Origin of the sequence: Streptomyces sp. SID12488, assembly GCF_010548275.1 — a bacterium.
GTDB lineage: Bacteria > Actinomycetota > Actinomycetes > Streptomycetales > Streptomycetaceae > Streptomyces.
Genome location: NZ_JAAGLT010000029.1, coordinates 24,786 through 42,819, shown reverse-complemented (window position 1 = coordinate 42,819; position 18,034 = coordinate 24,786). Strand labels below are relative to the sequence as shown.

Genomic DNA, 18,034 nt, shown 5'->3' with positions numbered 1-18,034 from the left:
GTCGTGCGACCTGGGACGCCGGGTACGGCGTCAGCGTGCGGGGCCCCTGTTCCACCAGTGGATGGTTCAGGGCCTCCCCGTCGCCTCTGGCCGTACCTACATGGCCAGGTCGTGAGGGCTGTATCCAACAGCGGCCTCCGGCCGCGGGGGCCTCCCGGGCCCGGACCACGCACACGATGCGTGTCGCCACCCGGGGTTGAGTACGCCGGGGACCAGTACGCCCAAGACCGTTCGGGGCGCGCGGCTGAACGGGCTCACGCCCGCTCAGTCCACAGGAACGGTTTCAGGGTCTGCGCATGCAGACACGGGGCCAGTGGTCGAGGCCGTGCTCGGCCTCCGTGGCTCGGATCTTCCGCAGGCCCGGGGTGAGTTCGGCGTCGTCGAGGGTGCGGAAGCCCAGGCGGGCGTAGTAGGGCGCGTTCCACGGGACCTCGGCGAACGTCGTCAGGGTGAGGTGGGTCAGGCCTTCGGCGCGGGCGCGGTCGGCGGCGTACGCGAGGAGGGCTTCGCCGACGCGGCGGTGTGCGAAGTCGGGGTGGACGGAGACCTGTTCGATGTGGAGGGCGCCGTCCACCGGTTCGGCGATCAGATAGGCCAGGGGGCCGGCATCGTCGGCGGCGGTGGTGACGGCTACCCAGGCGCGGCCCGCTCGCCGGTAACTCTCCAGTACATCCAGGGCAGGCGGCTCGTCGTCCGCGATCTCCGCCATCCCGAACTCGCGGTAGGGGGATCCGGCGGCGCGTTCGACGGCGCGCAGGGCGGGGAGTTCGGCGGCGGTGGCCGGTCGGATGCGCATCTGCCGAGTATCCGGCGGGGGCGCGCTCCGGGCACGCGGATATCCGGTCCGAGGCAGGGCTGCCGGGTCCTCAGACCCCGGTGGCGTCGAGGTCGTCGGCCGGGGTGTTGACCGGCTGTGGGGTGCCGGTGAGGTCGAGGACGAACAGGGGGACGCCGAGGTTCTCGGCGCCGGCGCGGGCCTCGTCCTCGTATCCGGCGAGGGAGAAGTAGACGCAGTCCGCGGACTCCGTCATGGCCGTCAGCCACAGGCACTCGATGTCCCGCAGCGACGCCGGGCTCACCGTCGGGTCGACCTGCGCCAGGACTCCGCGGGCGGCGAGCCCCACGCCGGACGGAGGCCGCTGGTCGGCGCGGCGGATGTCCTGGTAGCCGAGCCAGCGCAGATAGAGGGCGGCGGCGGTGACCGCGTCGCGCGCGGTGCGGATGGTGACGGGCTGGAAGGCACGCCGGGCGCGGACGGAGGGGCGGGGGACGCGGAGGGCACCGGGGAGTTTCGCGGAGCCGGGCGGGGCCTTGGCGTCCTCCGTCCGTGGCCCCGTCGGCCGGGTGTCCGGGACCGGCCGTGTCACCGGGATGCGCAGGACCGTGCCGCAGGGGCAGCCCAGTTCGGGGTGCGGCCACTGGTCCCGGCGGCCGCAGGCCGCGCAGCGCACGGTGACCCACTGTTCGTCCCAGACGCGATGGGTGACGGCCGTCGCGGCCGTCCGTGGGTCGAGCGACGGTCTGACCGGCGCACCGCAGGCGCACGGATAGGACGGCGCCGCGTACAGATGCTCGCGCAGGCAGGCCGGACACCGCACCGGCATGCTCTCGGCCATGGCCAACTCCACTACGTGACGTCGGGGTCAGAGCCCCATCGTGCTCCACGGAACCCCCGCTTGTCCGTCTCTTGACGGCCTTCGCGAGCCCACGTACATTATTTCCAGATAGTGGAACATTAGTTCCATGATACGGAAAAGTCACGGAAGGTTTCTCTCTCCGCGGGGCGCGACGGGAGTACGAATCCGAGGAGTTGCTCCATGGCACGTATGACCGCTGCCCGCGCGGCAGTCGAGATCCTCAAGCTGGAGGGCGTCACGCACGCGTTCGGTGTTCCCGGCGCGGCGATCAACCCCTTCTACGCGGCACTCAAGGCCGCCGGCGGGGTCAGCCACACGCTCGCCCGCCATGTCGAGGGCGCCTCGCACATGGCCGAGGGCTACACGCGCACCCACCCCGGCAACATCGGTGTCTGCGTGGGTACTTCGGGCCCGGCCGGCACCGACATGATCACGGGGCTGTACTCCGCGACCGGTGACTCGATCCCGATCCTCTGCATCACCGGCCAGGCACCCACCGCGGTGATCCACAAGGAGGACTTCCAGGCCGTCGACATCGCCTCCATCGCCCGGCCGGTCACGAAGATGGCCACCACCGTGCTGGAGGCGGGCCAGGTCCCCGGTGTCCTCCAGCAGGCCTTCCACCTGATGCGGTCGGGCCGCCCCGGGCCGGTGCTGGTCGACCTGCCCGTCGACGTCCAGCAGGCGGAGATCGAGTTCGACCCGGAGACCTACGCGCCGCTGCCCGTCCACAAGCCGGTCGCGACCCGCGCCCAGATCGTGAAGGCGCTCACGCTGCTGAACGCGTCGCACCGGCCGCTGATCGTGGCGGGCGGTGGCATCATCAACGCAGACGCGGCCGAACTCCTTGTCGAGTTCGCCGAGTTGACGGGAGTCCCGGTCGTCCCCACCCTCATGGGCTGGGGTGTGCTGCCGGACGGCCACGACCTGAACGCCGGCATGGTCGGCCTCCAGACCTCGCACCGCTACGGCAACGCCACGTTCCTGGAGTCCGACTTCGTCCTCGGTATCGGCAACCGCTGGGCCAACCGCCACACCGGCCGCCTCGACGTCTACACGGCCGGCCGTACCTTCGTCCACGTCGACATCGAGCCCACCCAGATCGGCCGTATCTTCGCCCCCGACTACGGCATCGCCTCCGACGCGAAGGCCGCGCTGGAGCTTTTCGTCACGGTGGCAAGGGAGTTGAGGGACTCGGGCGGCCTCCCGGACCGCTCCGAGTGGGCGGCGGCGACCCAGGAACGCCGGGCCCGCCTCCAACGGCGTACACACTTCGACGACATCCCGATCAAGCCGCAGCGCGTGTACGAGGAGATGAACAAGGCCTTCGGCCCCGAGACGCGGTACGTGACGACGATCGGCCTCTCCCAGATCGCCGGCGCCCAACTGCTGCACGTCCACCGGCCCCGCCACTGGATCAACTGCGGCCAGGCGGGCCCCCTCGGCTGGACGATCCCGGCCGCGCTGGGTGTCGCCGTCGCCGACCCGGAGGCGTCCGTGGTGGCCCTCTCCGGCGACTACGACTTCCAGTTCATGATCGAGGAACTGGCGGTCGGCGCCCAGCATCGCATCCCGTACGTCCATGTCCTGGTGAACAACTCCTACCTGGGCCTGATCCGGCAGGCGCAGCGGGCCTTCGACATCGACTTCCAGGTCAACCTGGAGTTCGAGAACCTCAACTCGCCCGAGCTGGGCGCCTACGGCGTCGACCACGTCAAGGTCGCCGAGGGCCTCGGCTGCAAGGCGATCCGCGTGACGGACCCGGCGGAGCTGGCCGCCGCCTTCGAGGAGGCCAAGAAGCTCGCGGCGCAGCACCGGGTCCCGGTGATCGTCGAGGCGATCCTGGAACGCGTCACGAACATCTCGATGTCGACGACCAACGACATAGGGAACGTGGTGCAGTTCGAGGACATTGCGACCGAGCCGGGCCATGCGCCGACGTCGATCAGGACGCTGAAGGTCTGACCCGAGGGCATGGAAGAAGGGGGTGCCCATGGGCACCCCCTCTTTGTTTCCCCCGTTGTTCCCCCGTGGGTTGTTCCCCCGTGCTGACAACAATGTGCCCGGCTCCGGGGGTAGTTGAAGCCCCCGGGGCCGAGTTCAGAGCTGGATTTGAGGTTTCCGGGCGGCGCCGACGCCTGGGCGCGACAGGACAGTTGTCAGCGGCGACGCCGCCCGGAAGATCGAAGAAGGAACGGGGAGGGGCGTCAGACCCCGGCGCCCGACAGGCGTTCCACGGCCCGCAGCAGGGCCGAGTGGTCCAGCCCTCCGTCGCCCTGCGCCCGCAGGGAGGCGACGAGTTGGGCGACCACCGCACCGACCGGCAGCGCGGCGCCGACCGTGCGGGCCGCGTCCGTCACGATGCCCATGTCCTTGTGGTGGAGGTCGATACGGAAGCCCGGTGCGAAGTCGCGGTTCAGGAAGTTGTCCTTCTTGCGCGTCAGCACGGTCGAGCCGGCCAGTCCGCCGCCGAGCACCTCCAGCGCGGCCTTCAGGTCCACGCCCGACTTCTCCAGGAAGACCACGGCCTCGGCGCACGCCTGGATGTTCACGGCCACGATCAGCTGGTTGGCCGCCTTCACCGTCTGGCCGGAGCCGTGCGGACCGCAGAGTACGACGGTCCTGCCGAGCGCCTCGAGGATGGGCTTCACGCTGTCGAAGTCGGCCTGTTCACCGCCGACCATGATGGACAGCACGGCCTCGACCGCGCCCGCCTCACCACCCGAGACAGGCGCGTCCAGCACCCGGACGCCCTTCTCCCCGGCAGCCTTCGCCAGATCCACCGACGTCTGCGGGGTGATCGACGACATGTCGACGAGCAGGGCGCCGGGCCGCACGTTCGCCAGGATGCCCCCGGGGCCGTACGTGACCGCCTCGACCTGCGGTGACGCGGGCACCATCGTGATCACGACGTCGGCGTCGCGCACGGCGTCGGCGATCGAGGCGGCAGCGGTGCCGCCGGCGGCGACCAGGCGGTCGAGCTTGTCCTGTTCCAAGGTGAAGCCGGTGACGTCGTAACCCGCCTTGATCAGGTTCTCGGACATGGGGGAGCCCATGATGCCGAGGCCTATCCAGGCGACCTTGGGAAGATCGGTCATGACGGGGCGCCTCTCTGCTGCTGTGCCGCTCGGGGACGGCAGGGGGTGATGTCAGGGGGTTCGGCGCGCTTCGCGCGGCAGCCAGTCGAACGCCTCGGCGCTCGGCCGGTCGCCCGGCTTGTACTCCAGGCCCACCCAGCCCTCGTAACCGGCCTTGCGCAGCTGGTCGAGATGGTCCGCGAGGGGGAGCGTGCCGGTGCCGGGGGCGCCGCGGCCGGGGTTGTCGGCGATCTGGACGTGTCCCGTCTTCGCGGCGAACCGGTCGATCACCGAGGGGAGGTCCTCGCCGTTCATGGACAGGTGGTAGAGGTCCATCAGGAAGCGCGCGTTGTCGAGGCCGGTCGCCGCGTTGACCCGGTCGACGACCTCCATGGCGGCCGGGGCGCTCACCAGCGGATACCGCGGTGACTCCACTCTGTTGAGCGCCTCGACGAGGAGGATCGCCCCGATGCGGTTCGCGGCGTGGGCCGCGAGCACCAGGTTCTCCAGCGCCAGCGCGTCCTGCTCCGCCGGGTCCACGCCCTCGATCCGGTTGCCGTACAGCGCGTTGAGCGCGCCGCAGCCGAGCGACTCGGCCAGACCGGCGGCCACCGCGATGTTGGCGCGGAACCGCTCCGACGCCTCCCCGGGCACCGACAGGGCGCCCCGGTCCGGGCCCGGCAGCTGTCCGGCGTAGAAGTTCAGGCCGGTGAGGCGGACACCCGCGTCCTCGATCGCGGCCCGCAGGGAGTCCAGCTCGGACTGTGCCGGGGTGGGGGAGTCGAGCCAGGGCCACCACAGTTCGACCGCGGTGAACCCGGCGGCCCGGGCCGCCGCCGGGCGCTCCAGGAGCGGGAGTTCCGTGAAGAGGATCGACAGGTTGACGTTGAAGCGCTGCTCTGTGCACCCCATGGCTTCCGGCGCCTCCCTTTAGTTCCGCATAGTGGAAATGACTTTCTGCTTCATGGAAGATTGCCGTCGAGTGTCGGAGCTTGTCAAGAGGGCTCTCCCGAGTGGCGGGGCGGGAAGGGGGCGGTTACACAGGGTTCAACGTTCATATGAGCGGGGTGCACGTTTCTCGTGCGCCAGTGCACTGAAGTTGTGAGGCAAACATGGCCGTCGAGCCATTCCCTGCCTGCCCGGAGAACTCCGGAACAGGCGAACCCCGTACCGTCACCCGCATACGCACGAACGACCTGGTGCGCACCGTGGTCGTCGCCAGACCCCTGGACGATGTCGTCCAGCTCGTCACCCTCCTGGAGCAGTCGCCCGACGGCCTGCCGACCGCCGCGACGGTCCTGCGGGTAGCGGCGGTGGCGCGCTCCGTCGAGGACGTCTCACGCCTCGTGGAACTACTGGGCCCGCCGGCGCACGGTGTCGACCGGATGGACGAGGCGATCCGGACAGCCGCCGAGCAGCGGCCGGTGGCCGAGGTCGGCCGCCTGGTCGCGCTGCTGCACGCGGCCCCGCACTCCGCGCACGCGGAGGCCCAGGCGGTGCGCGCCGCCGCCGGCAGGCCCGTCGAGGACCTCGTGCAGTTGATCGGCGGCATCGGCGACGTCCAGGATCAGGACCAGGGTCAGGGTCAGGGGCAGGACTGGGGCCGGGATCCGGAACCCGTGATCACGAACACCGCAGCGCGGGTCCAGGGGGAGGCGGCGGCCGTGGCGCGCGCCAGGGGACGTGACGTCCTGTGGCTCCGCCGGGCTGTCGCCGTCCTCGTCCTGCTCTGCGGCGCGGCCCACTTCCCGCTCGACTGGGTCGACGCGCCGAGGTACGGACCGGCCGCCTCGTTCGGCATCTCCGCGCTGTGCCTGCTGGCCGGTGCGGCGCTGTGGTTCAGCCGGTCGTCGGCCGTGGCCGCCGCGGTCGTGGTCGTGTCGGGCGCGCTGGCTGCCGCCCATCTGCTGGGCACACATGTCGACTCGGAGACACTCGCCTACGTGCGGCAGGCGGGTGGAGCCGCTTCCCCGCTGCCCGCTCTGGCGGCCTGTGCCGCGTCGCTCGCCGCGCTGGCGGTACTTGCCCTGTCCCTCGTCCGGAGGCGGCGTGTCACCGGTGCGCGCAACACCGCCTCCAAGTCGCTCCTGAAAGTGAACTCCCTGCGCCTGTAGGTCAGTTCGGGCGCGGAACGCATGCTCTTCGGAGTGGCCCGCAGCCCTGCTGAATGTCGCAGGGGAGTCCGTTAGGGTCGTGTCCGAGCGGCTGGGACACGACCTGACGGAAGAATGGGCACAGTGCGACTGCGAGTTGAGTTCACGACCGAGCCCTTCGATCTCGACGAGGCACCCGCGCACGCGCTGGTGGCCCGCGAGGTCATCGAGGCGGCCGAGCTGGACGCGGTGGACGTCGGTCCGTTCGGCAACACCGCCGAGGGCCGCGCCGACGCCGTGCTCACCGCCCTGGACGCGCTGCTGCGCAGGACCCTGGAGGCCGGCGCGACCCGGATCTCCCTGCAGGTCAACGTGATCGACGGGGAGGGCGGCCGGTGACCGCCGCCGGGGACGGGTCCGTCGGCGCCGCCTTCGTCGCGGCCGTGAAACCGCTGGTCGACGCCATGGGTGGCGAAATGGTCGCGCCCGGCGAGGCCGGCCCCGACGATGTCGTGCTCGCCTGGGAGGGTGCCGACGTGGTCGCCGTCCGCCTGCCGCAGCTCGCCGACTCGCTCGATCACATCCTGGCCGCCCTGGAGCGCGGACACGGCAAGCCGCTGGCCGAACTGGACCGCAGGGCCAAGCAGGAGACCGTACGGATACTCGAGGCGCGCGGCGCGTTCTCCGTGCGGCACGGGGTCGAGACCGTGGCGAGCGCCCTCGGGGTCAGCCGCTTCACGGTCTACAACTACCTGAACCGCGAGAAACAGGCCTGACGAGCCGGAATTTTCAACAAAGTGTTGACGTCTTGTGGCTGGAAGGCGTTAGCTGTGCGCACCCAGCACACTCAAGTCCGCGGAGGTCCGCCGTGACGTCGAGTACGACCCCTGGCGGCCTCGCCCGGTTCAACACCCTGGCGGAGTCCGCGGCCCGCGCCGCCCTCCACGAGGCCTGCGCCTCGACGGCCTGGGGACGGCACCTGCTCGCGAAGCGCCCGTACGCCACCGCCGAGGACCTGTACACGGCGAGCGACACCGCGATGGCCGACCTGACCGCCGACGACCTCGCCGAGGCGATGGCCGGGCACCCGCCGATCGGCCGCCCCAAGCCCGGTGACCCGACCTCCGCCCGCGAACAGCGCGGTATGGCCGGCGCCTCCGAGGACCTGAAGGCCGAGATGCTCGAACTGAACCTCGCCTACCAGGAGAGGTTCGGCCATGTCTTCCTGATCTGCGCGACCGGCCGGACCGGTGAGCAGATGCGCGACGCGGTACGGGAACGGATCGGGAACACGCCGGAGCGGGAACGGGAGATCGTCCGCACCGAACTGGGGAAGATCAACCGCATCCGGCTCGGCAACCTCGTACAGGAAGACCAGTGACAGACATGAGCACCGGCAGCACGGAAACCGCCGACCCCAACGCCTTTGTCGCCTCTGTGTCCACGCACATCCTGGACACCAGCGCCGGCCGGCCCGCCGCTGGCGTCGCCGTGCGGCTCGCCGCGCGCAGCGGGCGCGAAGCGGACTGGCGGGCGCTCGGCGGCAGCGAGACCGACGCCGACGGGCGGTGCAAGGACCTGCCGGCGCCGCCGGAGGGCACGACCCACGTACGGCTCGATTTCGAGGTCGAGCCGTACCTGGAGAAGAAACAGGCCGATGCGCAGCAGGGCGCCCCCGCGAACCGGGACAGCGGCGCGGCGGGAGCGTTCTTCCCGGAGGTGGCGATCACGTTCGCCGTCGTACCGGGCGAGCACTACCACGTACCGCTGCTGCTCAACCCGTTCGGCTACTCCGTATACCGAGGGAGCTAGCAGCACCATGACCGATGCAGCAGGCAAGGCCCGCCCCGTGTTTCTCGGGCAGAACCAGTACGGCAAGGCCGAGAACCGCGTCGTGCGCGTCACCCGCGACGGCGCCACCCACCACGTCAAGGATCTCAACGTCTCGGTGTCGCTCTCCGGCGACATGGACGAGGTCCACCTCTCCGGCTCGAACGCGAACGTCCTGCCGACGGACACCACCAAGAACACGGTGTACGCCTTCGCCAAGGAGCACGGCATCGACTCCGCCGAGCAGTTCGGCATCCATCTGGCGCGGCACTTCGTGACCACCCAGGAGCCGATTCTGAGGGCACGCATCCGGATCGAGGAGTACTCCTGGGAGCGGATCGAGGCGGCGGGCGAGGGCGAGCACTCCTTCGCCCGGCAGGGGCAGGAGACCCGGCTGACCCAGATCACGTACGACGGGTCGTCGTGGGAGGTGGTCTCCGGGCTCAAGGACCTGGTCGTGATGAACACGACCGACTCCGAGTTCTGGGGCTACGTCAAGGACAAGTACACGACGCTCCCCGAGGCGTACGACCGCGTCCTGGCGACCCAGGTGTCCGCGCGCTGGCGTTTCAACTGGTCCGACGAGGAACGGGAGATGCCCGACTGGGAGGAGTCCTACGCGCAGACCCGGGGGCACCTGCTGTCGGCCTTCGCGGAGACCTACTCTCTCTCCCTCCAGCAGACCCTGTTCCAGATGGGCGCGCGGATCATCGAGCAGCGCGACGAGATCGACGAGGTGCGTTTCGCCCTCCCCAACAAGCATCACTTCCTGGTCGACCTGAAGCCGTTCGGGCTCAAGAACGACACCGCCGATGGAGCTGTGTACTTCGCCGCCGACCGGCCGTACGGCCTGATCGAGGGCACGATCCTGCGCGACGGCGCCGAGGCGCGCATCCCCGCCGACCTCACCAACCTCTAAGGACGTTCGAACGATGATTCAGCGCATCGTCATCGAGAACTGCGCGGTCGCGACCGTGGACGCCGCCGACACCGAGTACGCGTCCGGTCATGTGGTGATCGCCGGTAACCGCATCGAGTCGGTCGGCGCAGGCAAGGCCCCCGAGGGTCTGACGGACGTGGTCCGGCGCATCGACGCGAGCGGGCATCTCGTCACCCCCGGCCTGGTCAACACGCACCACCACTACTACCAGTGGATCACCCGGGGCCTGGCCACCGACCACAACCTCTTCGACTGGCTGGTCGCGCTGTACCCGACGTGGGCCCGCATCGACGAACCGATGGTGCGCGCGGCGGCACAGGGCTCGCTGGCCATGATGGCCCGCGGCGGCGTCACGACAGCCATGGACCACCACTACGTCTTCCCGAAGGACTCCGGCGACCTGTCCGGCGCGATCATCGGCGCCGCCCGCGAGATGGGCGTCCGCTTCACCCTCGCCCGCGGCTCGATGGACCGCAGCGAGAAGGACGGCGGCCTGCCCCCGGACTTCGCCGTCGAGACCCTGGAGGGCGCGCTCGCCGCCACCGAGGCCACGGTCGACGAGCACCACGATCCCTCCTTCGACGCCATGACCCAGATCGCGGTCGCCCCCTGCTCACCCTTCTCCGTCTCGACCGAACTGCTGCGCGAGGGCGCGGAGTTGGCGCGGCGCAAGGGTGTACGCCTGCACACGCACGGCTCGGAGACGGTCGAGGAGGAGCAGTTCTGCAAGGAACTCTTCGGCATGGGACCGACCGACTACTTCGAGTCCACGGGCTGGCTCGGAGAGGACGTGTGGATGGCGCACTGCGTCCACATGAACGACTCGGACATCGCCGCCTTCGCCCGTACGAAGACGGGTGTGGCCCACTGTCCGTCCTCCAACGCCCGGCTGGCGGCGGGCATCGCGCGCGTCCCCGACATGCTGGCGGCCGGTGTCCCGGTCGGCCTCGGCGTCGACGGCACCGCGTCCAACGAGTCCGGCGAACTCCACACCGAACTGCGCAACGCCCTCCTCATCAACCGCCTCGGAGCGCACCGGGAAGCGGCTCTGAACGCCCGTCAGGCACTGCGCCTCGGGACCTACGGCGGCGCCCAGGTCCTGGGCCGGGCAAGGGAGACGGGGTCACTGGAGCCGGGCAAGCTCGCCGACCTGGTCCTCTGGAACCTGGACACCCTGGCCCACGCGTCGATCGCCGACCCGGTCACCGCCCTGGTCCTCGGCGCGGCGGCCCCGGTCACCGCGTCCTTCGTGAACGGCGAACAGATCGTCGAGAACGGGCGGTTGCTGCGCGTCGACGAGGACGAGATCGCCCGCTCGACGCGTACGGAGGCCCGGCGGCTGGCCGCCATCGCGGCGCGAGCCTGACATTGGAGGGCCGGGGCCCGGGGCCCGAATAGACCTCCGGCCGAGGGGGACGGCCCTCGGCCGGAGTCCTGCTGTCGTCGGCGGCCGACACATCCGACTGTCTCAGTCGGTCAGCCGATGTAGTAACTGTCCCCGTACACCTTCCAGTCGAGCGGCGGATCCAGGTTCAGGTTCCCCTGGTCGAGGAAGACCCGCTGGGCGGTGTCCACGCGGCTGGTGTCCTCGTGGGCCGCCTCCTGCCGCATCGCCCACACCCGGGCGTCGAGGAAGGCGTTCAGATACGTCGTCTCGTCGCCGCCGTCGACCGGGGTGGCGGCGTTCGCGCGGGCCCGGGTGCGGATCCCGCCGAAGCTGAGACCGTCCGTGCCGGGGCCGTGCATGACCATCGCGTCGTAGTAGGCGAACTGGCCCAGCGTGCCGACGCCGTCCTCCTTGGCGCGGGCGACGGCCGGACCGAAGTAGACGCGGTCACGCTCGTCGTCCTGGGCCTCGCGGAACGCGGACGTCTTCGCTGCCTTGCGCCAGGCGGCGGGGAACCCAGGGTCCAGGCCCTCGTGCGAGTCCGTGCCGTCCACCGCACGCAGCGCGGGCAGGTAGGCGGCCAGGACGTTGTCCGCGACCCGCGCGGTGTACAGCTCGACGAGGGCCGGCATGTCGCTCGTACCGGAGCAGAAGCCGATGATCCCGGCGGTGTAGCCGCGCCCGTCGCCGATGTCCTGGATGTAGCCGTACTGCGCCCGCCAGTCCAGGGAGGAGTTCTCCGCGCTGCACACCAGGCGCATCGCGATGTCCTTCTTGGCCTGGTCGTCGAGGCCGCTGCCGGTCGCCTCGGTGGTCGCCCCGGACGCGATCCGCTGGGTGGTCAGGATCGCGGTGGCGCCGAGGGCGGCCAACAACGTACGACGGGCGGCGGCTCTGTGCGGCATCGGCACGGGATCTCCAAGAAGGGCGCGGCGGGAAGAGGATGAGAGTCGCGCGCCAAGTTGGGAATGCCGTGGGGTGACGGTAGGAGGTCGCTGTGAGTGCTGATCAGAGTCCGAACAGCCGTGGCTCCGACGCCAGCGCGCGGAAGTACTCCTTCGGGTCCGGGACGAGCTTGCGCGCCTTGAGGTCCATCAGCCCACCGACCGCCGTGACCTCGGCGGAGACCGTGCCGTCGGCCTTGCGTATCGTCTGCCGGATACGGAACGTCTTCCCCTCGCCCCAGACGAAGTCGCAGGTCACCTCGACCTCGTCGCCCGCGAGCAACTCCCGCTGATAGCGGATGGTGGTCTCCAGGGCCACCGGACCCACGCCCTTGGACGTCAGCCCCGCCTGGCTGATGCCGGCCGCGTGAAGCAACGCCCAGCGGGCGTGCTCCGCGTAGTTGAGGTACACGCTCTGGTTGAGGTGCCCCTGCACATCGGTCTCGTACCCGCGCACGGTCACCGGCACGGAAAACGGTTCGGCCACGACTTCCCCTTCACGGCGGCTCAACTTCACGACTGCACGACTTCTACAGCGAACAGGACGGGAGCAAGCGTACTGAGCGGTTGCTCACGGCCGTCAACTGCCTTGACGCACAAGGTCGTTACGTCCGCCGGGGTGACGCCAGCAGATAGCGCGTGCCGGTGCGCGGCTCGGTGTACTCGCCGGCCTGCCAGCCCGCCTTCTCCAAAGTGGCCGCACAGGCCCGCAACGCGTCGCCGTCGGGTTCGCGCACGGCGACGGCCTCCGGCTGCGGGGTCGCCCGCACCCGGTAGCCACCACCGCCCCCGTCGCCCTTCCCGTCCGCCGGGAGGTGACCGGCCGCCTCCAGCGCCAACGCGGCGGCCTGCACCAGATGCTTGCGCTCCCAACCGCACGGACGGTCCATGGCCCCGTCCGTATTGGTCATCCGGCGCAACTCCAGCAGCCCCGTCCAGGCACTGTGGACCTCACGCGCCCGGGCCGGTCCGGCAGCCGGTGTCTCCGCCTCGCCTCCCACCCGCGCGGCGAACACCCCGGTGGCCCCGGAAGCATGGGGAGCCTCGGCGGCGTCAGGTGTGTCCGCGGGCGGCGCTTCCTCCCGTATGCGATGGCCCGTCGGCGTCAGGAAGTGGTCGTGCGGTGGCCGCGGGTGCCGGAAGGCGAGCCCCCGCGCGACCAGCGCGGCGAGCTGGAACTCCGTACCCCGCAGCCGTCCCGTGACGGGGTCGGCGGCGTCGATGACGCGTCGCTGGGCGGCGGTCGGCGGTCGTGTCATGGCGGACCCCTTCCCGGGCATCGACGGCTGCGGTCGGCGACCGGTCAGCCGATCGACCGGCCGGTTCGACCCGCTCTTCGAAGACTACGACCCGGGTCTGACATCGCGAGCCCAGCGCTCCAGCTCGGCGAACTCGCGCTCCCCGAGGCCCCGGCGCGGGTCGATCCGCAGCAGCAGCGCCCGCCCGGTGTGGTGCTCGGCCACATGGCGGACGTCGAGGTCGGTGATCAGGTCGTCGACCCAGACGAAGGGGCGCCCGTCGGCCCACTCCACGACGCGCCGGGTCTTCCAGTAGAGCCCGTCGGGTTGCTCGGCGAACAGGTTGGTGAACTCGATGACCGGCAGGTCGGCCGGCAGCCCGATCACGGGGCCGATCATCTTGTTCGCCCCGTGCATCCAGGTCGTGGCCCACACCAGGTCGTAAGGCAGGGCGAGCAACCGGGCGCCGTGCCCCGGGTGCAGCCGTATCCGCAGGCCCCGGCGCAGCCGCCGGGAGCCCGGTTTCTGCCGGGCGGACCAGTTGGCGGGGTGCACCCGGCGGGTCACATATCCCCGGTGGCGCAGGAGCCGGGCGCGGAACGGGTTGAGGGGGCCGTCGACGTCGAGGAGGAGCAGTGGTCGGTCCGTCATGGGGAGGGGTTACCCATGACGGACGGCGACTGACCGCCCCCGCGGGCGTTACTGCCGATAACCGCTCAGGAACCGCCCGATCCTGCTGATCGCCACCTCCAGGTCGTCCGCGTACGGGAGGGTGAGGATGCGGAAGTGGTCGGGGGAGGGCCAGTTGAAGCCCGTACCCTGCACGACCTGGATCTTCTCCTGGAGCAGCAGGTCCAGGACGAACTTCTCGTCGTCGTGGATCTTGTGCACGGCCGGGTCGAGGCGCGGGAACGCGTACAGCGCGCCCTTCGGCTTGACGCACGAGACGCCCGGGATCTCGTTGAGGCGTTCCCAGGCGCGGTCGCGCTGTTCGCGCAACCTGCCGCCGGGGGCGGTGAGTTCGTAGATGGACTGCCGGCCGCCGAGCGCGGCCTGGATGGCGTACTGCGCGGGCGCGTTGGGGCAAAGGCGCATCGAGGCCAGCATCGTCAGGCCTTCGAGGTAGCTGCGCGCGTGCTGCTTCGGGCCGGTCACCACCAGCCAGCCCGAGCGGAAGCCGGCCACCCGGTACGTCTTCGACAGGCCGCAGAAGGTCAGGACGACCAGATCGGGGGCGAGCGCGGCGGCCGAGTGGTGCACCTCGTCGTCGTACAGGATCTGGTCGTAGATCTCGTCGGCGAAGACCATCAGGCCGTGGCGGCGGGCCAGGTCGAGGATGCCCTCGATGATCTCCTTCGGATAGACCGCGCCGGTGGGGTTGTTCGGGTTGATGATGACCACGGCCCTGGTGCGGTCGGTGATCTTCGCCGCCATGTCGTCCAGGTCCGGGTACCAGTCGGCCTGTTCGTCGCAGAGGTAGTGGACCGCCTTGCCGCCGGCGAGGGTCGTGACCGCCGTCCAGAGGGGGAAGTCCGGGGCGGGGATGAGGACTTCGTCGCCGTCCTCGACCAGTGCCTGGACCGCCATCGAGACCAGTTCCGAGACGCCGTTGCCGAGGAAGACGTCGTCGACGTCGACCTCCAGGCCGCGTTCCTGGTAGCGCTGGGCGACGGCCCGGCGGGCGGAGAGGATGCCGCGCGAGTCCGTGTAGCCGTGGGCCTGCGGCAGCATGCGGATCATGTCCTGGAGGATCTCCGGCGGTGCCTCGAAGCCGAAGAGCGCGGGGTTGCCGGTGTTGAGGCGCAGGACGCTGTGGCCCGCCTCCTCCAGTGCGTTGGCGTGCTCGATCACCGGTCCGCGGATCTCGTAACAGACCTCGCTGAGCTTGCTGGACTGCCGGAACTCCATGCGCTTACGCCCCTCCGGTTCGTGGTGATGCTTGGTTTTACCAAGTATGAGCTTGGAAAGTCCAACAACATGTCTAGACTGCGTCGCATGTCACCTCGCCGAAGCTACGACCAGTACTGTTCCGTCGCTCGCGCCCTCGATGTCGTCGGCGACCGCTGGACTCTTCTGATCGTCCGGGAGCTGCTGGCCGGTCCGCGCCGCTACACCGACCTGCACGCGGATCTGCCGGGCGTCAGCACGGACGTACTCGCGTCACGGCTGAAGGACATGGAGCGGGACGGCCTCGCGACCCGGCGCCGACTGCCGCCGCCGGGGGCCGCGTCGGTCTACGAACTCACCGGCCGGGGGCGGCAGTTGCTGCCGGTGCTCCAGGCGCTGGGGGAGTGGGGCGCGCCCGAGCTGGGCGAGCGGCGCGCCACGGACGCCGTACGGGCGCACTGGTTCGCGCTGCCGTTGCTGCGCGGCCTCGACGCGGCTGGCGCCGGGGAGGGCGGCGGGGGGCTCGTCGAAGTCCGGCTGGAGGAGGGCGAGTTCCACCTGTACGTCGGTACGGAGGACGTTCCGGTGTACGGCGCCGGACCCGCCCCCGAGGAGCCCGACGCCCGCCTGTCGATGGACACCGGGACGTGTGCGGCAGTCGGCCGGGGGGATGTCGGTGTGCTGGACGCCGTACGGGACGGGCGTATCGAGGTGACCGGCGAGGGAACACTCGCCAAGGCGCTGCGCGAGGCCTGATATCCGAAATCGAGGCCTGATACGGGACATGCCCGCCGCGCGACCGTGCGCGGCAGGCATGTTGACGAACCATCAGGGACTGGTCCTGGTCCTGGTCAGGCTCCCGGCGGAACCTGTCTCGGTCGGCCCGAGCCGCGCGTCAGGGCGTAGCCGCCGACGCCCGCCAGGGCGGCCAGCACGCCGCCGAGCGCCGTCCAGACCCAGCGGTCGGACCACCAGCCGGAGGACCAGCCGTCGTCGGGCTCGATGCTCGACAGCACCGCGGTCGCCGTCGAACCGTCCTCCGTGGCCTCGGACTCGACCGCGATCCCGGGCACGAGCGGCTCGGCCAGCGAACCGTCCACGGCCGCCGAACCGCCGATGTCCTTCGAGTCGACCCGCACTTCGGCGTCGACCGGGAGGCCGAGGTCGGAGGTCGCGAGGTTCACCGTCGTCAGCCGGAGGTAATAGGTGCCCGGGAGTGGGTCGTTGGCCCACTGCTCCGACCAGGCGTGGACCGTGCGCAGGACGCACGCCAGCTCCACGGACGCGGTGCCCGAGGCGGCGGTGCGCGTCTGGGCGCCGTACTGGCAGGCCTGGCGACGTCGCAGACCGTCGTACACGTCGAGCTGCCAGGTCTCGGACGCGTGCGTGTCCGGCAGCTTCACCGTCGCCTTGACGGTGGGGCGTTGACCGGCGTCCGCGGGGAACGACCAGTACAGGTAGTCGCCCGCCGAACCGCTCGCGGAGGCCTGCTGACCCTGGTCGATCTCCGTCGCCGTACGGAACGACGTACCCGCCGAGGTGGGGGCCGAGCCGTCGTCCGAAGGGCTCGCGGAGGGCGAGGCGTCGGCGACGGCCGGGGCCGCGGCCAGCCCGACCATCAGCAGGGCCGAGCCCAGCACACGGGCACCGCGCATCAGTTGGTCCTTGGGAATTCGCGTCACTCGCGTCACTCGCATCAGTTGGTCCTCCATACCGAGACCCGCAGACGCGAGATCCAGCCCCACAGGACACCCGTGAGGAAGCCCACCAGGATGAGTGTGCCCAGCAGCCACCAGCCGCGGCCGAGACCGAAGGAGGCCACGTCGCTCGCCTGGCTCGGGCCGTCGACGACGTCGACGGTCAGTTCGAGCGGCAGACCGGGCGTGGTCTTCACACCACTGGCCGCCGAGAAGGAGTTGGTGACCTGGAGACACACGGTCTCGGCCGCCGGCTTGTCCGCGTCGTCGTCGGCCTCCGCCTTCGGATAGCGCAGACCCGTCGAGATGACATCGGTACGGCCGGTGCCGTTGCCCTCGCCGCGGACGATCTCACGGCCGTGCGTGGTCACCGCCCGCAGCAGCACCCCGTAGTCGGGGTTGACGGCCCGGTCGGCGGACACGCTCACCGAGGCGCGCAGTTCCTGCCCCGGCAGGACGTCGACGCGGTACCAGCGCTGCTGGCCGAACTCCTCGCGGTCCGTGTACAGACCGGACTTCACCGCTGGGGCGTTCGAGCATCCGGCCGCACCCTCGACGGCCACCGGCGTCACCACCGGGTCGGCGGCGCGGACGACCAACTGGTTCACCTTGTCGGCGAGTTCGTCGGTGTGCTCGACCGACGTGTACGTCCCGCCGGTCGCCTCGGCGATACAGCTCAGCTGCTGCCGCATCTTGGTGTTCGGGACCAGGCCGAGGGTGTCGATGGTGAGGCCGATGCCCTTGGCCGCGATTTCCCGGGCCACCTCGCACGGGTCGAGCGGTGCGCAGGTGTCCTCGCCGTCGCTGATGAGCACGATGCGCTTGGTGCCCTCACCGCCGTCGAGGTCGTCCGCTGCCTTCAGCAGTGCGGGGCCGATCGGCGTCCAGCCGGTGGGCGTGAGCGTCGCGACCGCCGTCTTGGCCTCGACGCGGTCGAGCGGGCCCACCGGGTAGAGCTGCGCGGTGTCCTTGCAACCCTCCTTGCGGTCGTCGCCGGGGTAGTTGGCGCCCAGCGTGCGGATGCCGAGCTGGACCTCCTCGGGTGTCGCGTCCAGCACCTCGTTGAACGCCTGCTTCGCCGCGGCCATCCGCGACTGGCCGTCTATGTCCCGCGCCCGCATCGAACCGCTGACGTCGAGGAGGAGGTTGACTTTGGGCGCGAGTGCGGTGGTTTCGTCGGCGACGGCTTCGGCCGGGACCGCGATCCCGGCCGCCAGGGCGGTGAGCAGGGCGCAGGCGCCCGCCGCCAGCCGTTGTCTTGTGATCATCGACGGATCCTATTGACACTGGGTCACCCGCTTCAA

Annotated in this window: 20 protein-coding genes; 9 read left to right on the top strand and 11 right to left on the bottom strand. The window is 70.5% G+C overall.

Features of this window, described 5'->3' with window-relative positions:
- Positions 1-283 precede the first annotated feature (283 nt).
- The gene (locus tag G3I56_RS33295) at positions 284-796 is read right to left on the bottom strand and encodes a GNAT family N-acetyltransferase (RefSeq protein WP_164415579.1); all 513 of its coding nucleotides are present in this window, start codon (positions 794-796) and stop codon (positions 284-286) included.
- Between the two features lie 70 nt (positions 797-866).
- Positions 867-1,616, bottom strand: coding sequence for a hypothetical protein (locus tag G3I56_RS33290; protein WP_164415578.1), 750 nt, complete (start codon positions 1,614-1,616; stop codon positions 867-869).
- A 201-nt stretch (positions 1,617-1,817) separates the two neighbouring features.
- Between G3I56_RS33290 and gcl the strand changes: the two genes are divergently transcribed.
- Complete coding sequence (gene gcl, locus G3I56_RS33285) at positions 1,818-3,602, top strand: glyoxylate carboligase (RefSeq protein ID WP_164415576.1); 1,785 nt, start codon at positions 1,818-1,820, stop codon at positions 3,600-3,602.
- A gap of 242 nt (positions 3,603-3,844) precedes the next feature.
- Here the strand turns inward: gcl and G3I56_RS33280 are convergent, their stop codons facing one another.
- Positions 3,845-4,735, bottom strand: coding sequence for a 2-hydroxy-3-oxopropionate reductase (locus G3I56_RS33280; RefSeq protein WP_164415574.1), 891 nt, complete (start codon positions 4,733-4,735; stop codon positions 3,845-3,847).
- A gap of 51 nt (positions 4,736-4,786) precedes the next feature.
- Positions 4,787-5,626 (bottom strand): TIM barrel protein, encoded by an 840-nt coding sequence (locus G3I56_RS33275; RefSeq protein ID WP_164415571.1) that lies wholly within the window; start codon positions 5,624-5,626, stop codon positions 4,787-4,789.
- A 200-nt stretch (positions 5,627-5,826) separates the two neighbouring features.
- Here G3I56_RS33275 and G3I56_RS33270 point away from each other — a divergent pair, with 200 nt between their 5' ends.
- From G3I56_RS33270 to G3I56_RS33240, 7 genes are all read left to right on the top strand, one after another.
- Positions 5,827-6,828: a hypothetical protein gene (locus G3I56_RS33270; protein WP_164415569.1), complete on the top strand. Its 1,002-nt coding sequence runs from the start codon at positions 5,827-5,829 to the stop codon at positions 6,826-6,828.
- Between the two features lie 123 nt (positions 6,829-6,951).
- Positions 6,952-7,206 carry a hypothetical protein gene (locus tag G3I56_RS33265; RefSeq protein ID WP_164415567.1) on the top strand — a complete coding sequence of 85 codons (255 nt, stop codon included), beginning with the start codon at positions 6,952-6,954 and terminating at the stop codon, positions 7,204-7,206.
- A gap of 65 nt (positions 7,207-7,271) precedes the next feature.
- Positions 7,272-7,583 (top strand): helix-turn-helix domain-containing protein, encoded by a 312-nt coding sequence (locus tag G3I56_RS33260; protein WP_164415683.1) that lies wholly within the window; start codon positions 7,272-7,274, stop codon positions 7,581-7,583.
- Positions 7,584-7,675: 92 nt separating this feature from the next.
- Positions 7,676-8,188, top strand: coding sequence for a 2-oxo-4-hydroxy-4-carboxy-5-ureidoimidazoline decarboxylase (gene uraD, locus G3I56_RS33255; protein WP_164415565.1), 513 nt, complete (start codon positions 7,676-7,678; stop codon positions 8,186-8,188).
- 5 nt (positions 8,189-8,193) lie between these two features.
- A complete protein-coding gene (gene uraH / locus G3I56_RS33250; protein WP_164415563.1) occupies positions 8,194-8,619 on the top strand; it encodes a hydroxyisourate hydrolase in 426 nt (141 codons plus the stop codon).
- Positions 8,620-8,626: 7 nt separating this feature from the next.
- Entirely contained in the window at positions 8,627-9,556 is a 930-nt protein-coding gene (gene pucL, locus G3I56_RS33245) for a factor-independent urate hydroxylase (RefSeq protein ID WP_164415561.1), read from the top strand.
- 13 nt (positions 9,557-9,569) lie between these two features.
- Entirely contained in the window at positions 9,570-10,943 is a 1,374-nt protein-coding gene (locus tag G3I56_RS33240) for an 8-oxoguanine deaminase (RefSeq protein ID WP_164415558.1), read from the top strand.
- 110 nt (positions 10,944-11,053) lie between these two features.
- On the opposite strand, the gene G3I56_RS33235 is transcribed toward G3I56_RS33240, so the two are convergent.
- The 5 genes from G3I56_RS33235 to G3I56_RS33215 form a co-directional block, all read right to left on the bottom strand.
- Complete coding sequence (locus G3I56_RS33235; RefSeq protein WP_164415557.1) at positions 11,054-11,869, bottom strand: chitosanase; 816 nt, start codon at positions 11,867-11,869, stop codon at positions 11,054-11,056.
- Between the two features lie 103 nt (positions 11,870-11,972).
- Positions 11,973-12,395 carry an acyl-CoA thioesterase gene (locus G3I56_RS33230; RefSeq protein WP_164415555.1) on the bottom strand — a complete coding sequence of 141 codons (423 nt, stop codon included), beginning with the start codon at positions 12,393-12,395 and terminating at the stop codon, positions 11,973-11,975.
- A 118-nt stretch (positions 12,396-12,513) separates the two neighbouring features.
- Positions 12,514-13,167, bottom strand: coding sequence for a hypothetical protein (locus G3I56_RS33225; RefSeq protein ID WP_164415553.1), 654 nt, complete (start codon positions 13,165-13,167; stop codon positions 12,514-12,516).
- An 84-nt stretch (positions 13,168-13,251) separates the two neighbouring features.
- A complete protein-coding gene (locus tag G3I56_RS33220; protein WP_164415551.1) occupies positions 13,252-13,797 on the bottom strand; it encodes an HAD domain-containing protein in 546 nt (181 codons plus the stop codon).
- 48 nt (positions 13,798-13,845) lie between these two features.
- Positions 13,846-15,054 carry a pyridoxal phosphate-dependent aminotransferase gene (locus G3I56_RS33215; RefSeq protein ID WP_164319768.1) on the bottom strand — a complete coding sequence of 403 codons (1,209 nt, stop codon included), beginning with the start codon at positions 15,052-15,054 and terminating at the stop codon, positions 13,846-13,848.
- Positions 15,055-15,141: 87 nt separating this feature from the next.
- On the opposite strand from G3I56_RS33215, the gene G3I56_RS33210 reads away from it, so the two are divergent.
- The gene (locus tag G3I56_RS33210; protein ID WP_164415549.1) at positions 15,142-15,789 is read left to right on the top strand and encodes a helix-turn-helix domain-containing protein; all 648 of its coding nucleotides are present in this window, start codon (positions 15,142-15,144) and stop codon (positions 15,787-15,789) included.
- Positions 15,790-15,884: 95 nt separating this feature from the next.
- Here the strand turns inward: G3I56_RS33210 and G3I56_RS33205 are convergent, their stop codons facing one another.
- Complete coding sequence (locus tag G3I56_RS33205; protein ID WP_164415547.1) at positions 15,885-16,688, bottom strand: hypothetical protein; 804 nt, start codon at positions 16,686-16,688, stop codon at positions 15,885-15,887.
- Positions 16,689-16,729: 41 nt separating this feature from the next.
- The gene (locus tag G3I56_RS33200) at positions 16,730-17,998 is read right to left on the bottom strand and encodes a VWA domain-containing protein (RefSeq protein WP_164415545.1); all 1,269 of its coding nucleotides are present in this window, start codon (positions 17,996-17,998) and stop codon (positions 16,730-16,732) included.
- Positions 17,999-18,034: the final 36 nt, after the last annotated feature.

What these genes read in the sequence shown, in the direction of transcription:
- G3I56_RS33295 (WP_164415579.1), bottom strand. Translation starts at nt 796, where the DNA reads ATGCGCATCCGACCGGCCACCGCCGCCGAACTCCCCGCCCTGCGCGCC.
- G3I56_RS33290 (WP_164415578.1), bottom strand. Translation starts at nt 1,616, where the DNA reads ATGGCCGAGAGCATGCCGGTGCGGTGTCCGGCCTGCCTGCGCGAGCAT.
- gcl (WP_164415576.1), top strand. Translation starts at nt 1,818, where the DNA reads ATGGCACGTATGACCGCTGCCCGCGCGGCAGTCGAGATCCTCAAGCTG.
- G3I56_RS33280 (WP_164415574.1), bottom strand. Translation starts at nt 4,735, where the DNA reads ATGACCGATCTTCCCAAGGTCGCCTGGATAGGCCTCGGCATCATGGGC.
- G3I56_RS33275 (WP_164415571.1), bottom strand. Translation starts at nt 5,626, where the DNA reads ATGGGGTGCACAGAGCAGCGCTTCAACGTCAACCTGTCGATCCTCTTC.
- G3I56_RS33270 (WP_164415569.1), top strand. Translation starts at nt 5,827, where the DNA reads ATGGCCGTCGAGCCATTCCCTGCCTGCCCGGAGAACTCCGGAACAGGC.
- G3I56_RS33260 (WP_164415683.1), top strand. Translation starts at nt 7,272, where the DNA reads ATGGGTGGCGAAATGGTCGCGCCCGGCGAGGCCGGCCCCGACGATGTC.
- uraH (WP_164415563.1), top strand. Translation starts at nt 8,194, where the DNA reads ATGAGCACCGGCAGCACGGAAACCGCCGACCCCAACGCCTTTGTCGCC.
- pucL (WP_164415561.1), top strand. Translation starts at nt 8,627, where the DNA reads ATGACCGATGCAGCAGGCAAGGCCCGCCCCGTGTTTCTCGGGCAGAAC.
- G3I56_RS33240 (WP_164415558.1), top strand. Translation starts at nt 9,570, where the DNA reads ATGATTCAGCGCATCGTCATCGAGAACTGCGCGGTCGCGACCGTGGAC.
- G3I56_RS33235 (WP_164415557.1), bottom strand. Translation starts at nt 11,869, where the DNA reads ATGCCGCACAGAGCCGCCGCCCGTCGTACGTTGTTGGCCGCCCTCGGC.
- G3I56_RS33225 (WP_164415553.1), bottom strand. Translation starts at nt 13,167, where the DNA reads ATGACACGACCGCCGACCGCCGCCCAGCGACGCGTCATCGACGCCGCC.
- G3I56_RS33220 (WP_164415551.1), bottom strand. Translation starts at nt 13,797, where the DNA reads ATGACGGACCGACCACTGCTCCTCCTCGACGTCGACGGCCCCCTCAAC.
- G3I56_RS33215 (WP_164319768.1), bottom strand. Translation starts at nt 15,054, where the DNA reads ATGGAGTTCCGGCAGTCCAGCAAGCTCAGCGAGGTCTGTTACGAGATC.
- G3I56_RS33210 (WP_164415549.1), top strand. Translation starts at nt 15,142, where the DNA reads ATGTCACCTCGCCGAAGCTACGACCAGTACTGTTCCGTCGCTCGCGCC.
- G3I56_RS33205 (WP_164415547.1), bottom strand. Translation starts at nt 16,688, where the DNA reads ATGCGCGGTGCCCGTGTGCTGGGCTCGGCCCTGCTGATGGTCGGGCTG.
- G3I56_RS33200 (WP_164415545.1), bottom strand. Translation starts at nt 17,998, where the DNA reads ATGATCACAAGACAACGGCTGGCGGCGGGCGCCTGCGCCCTGCTCACC.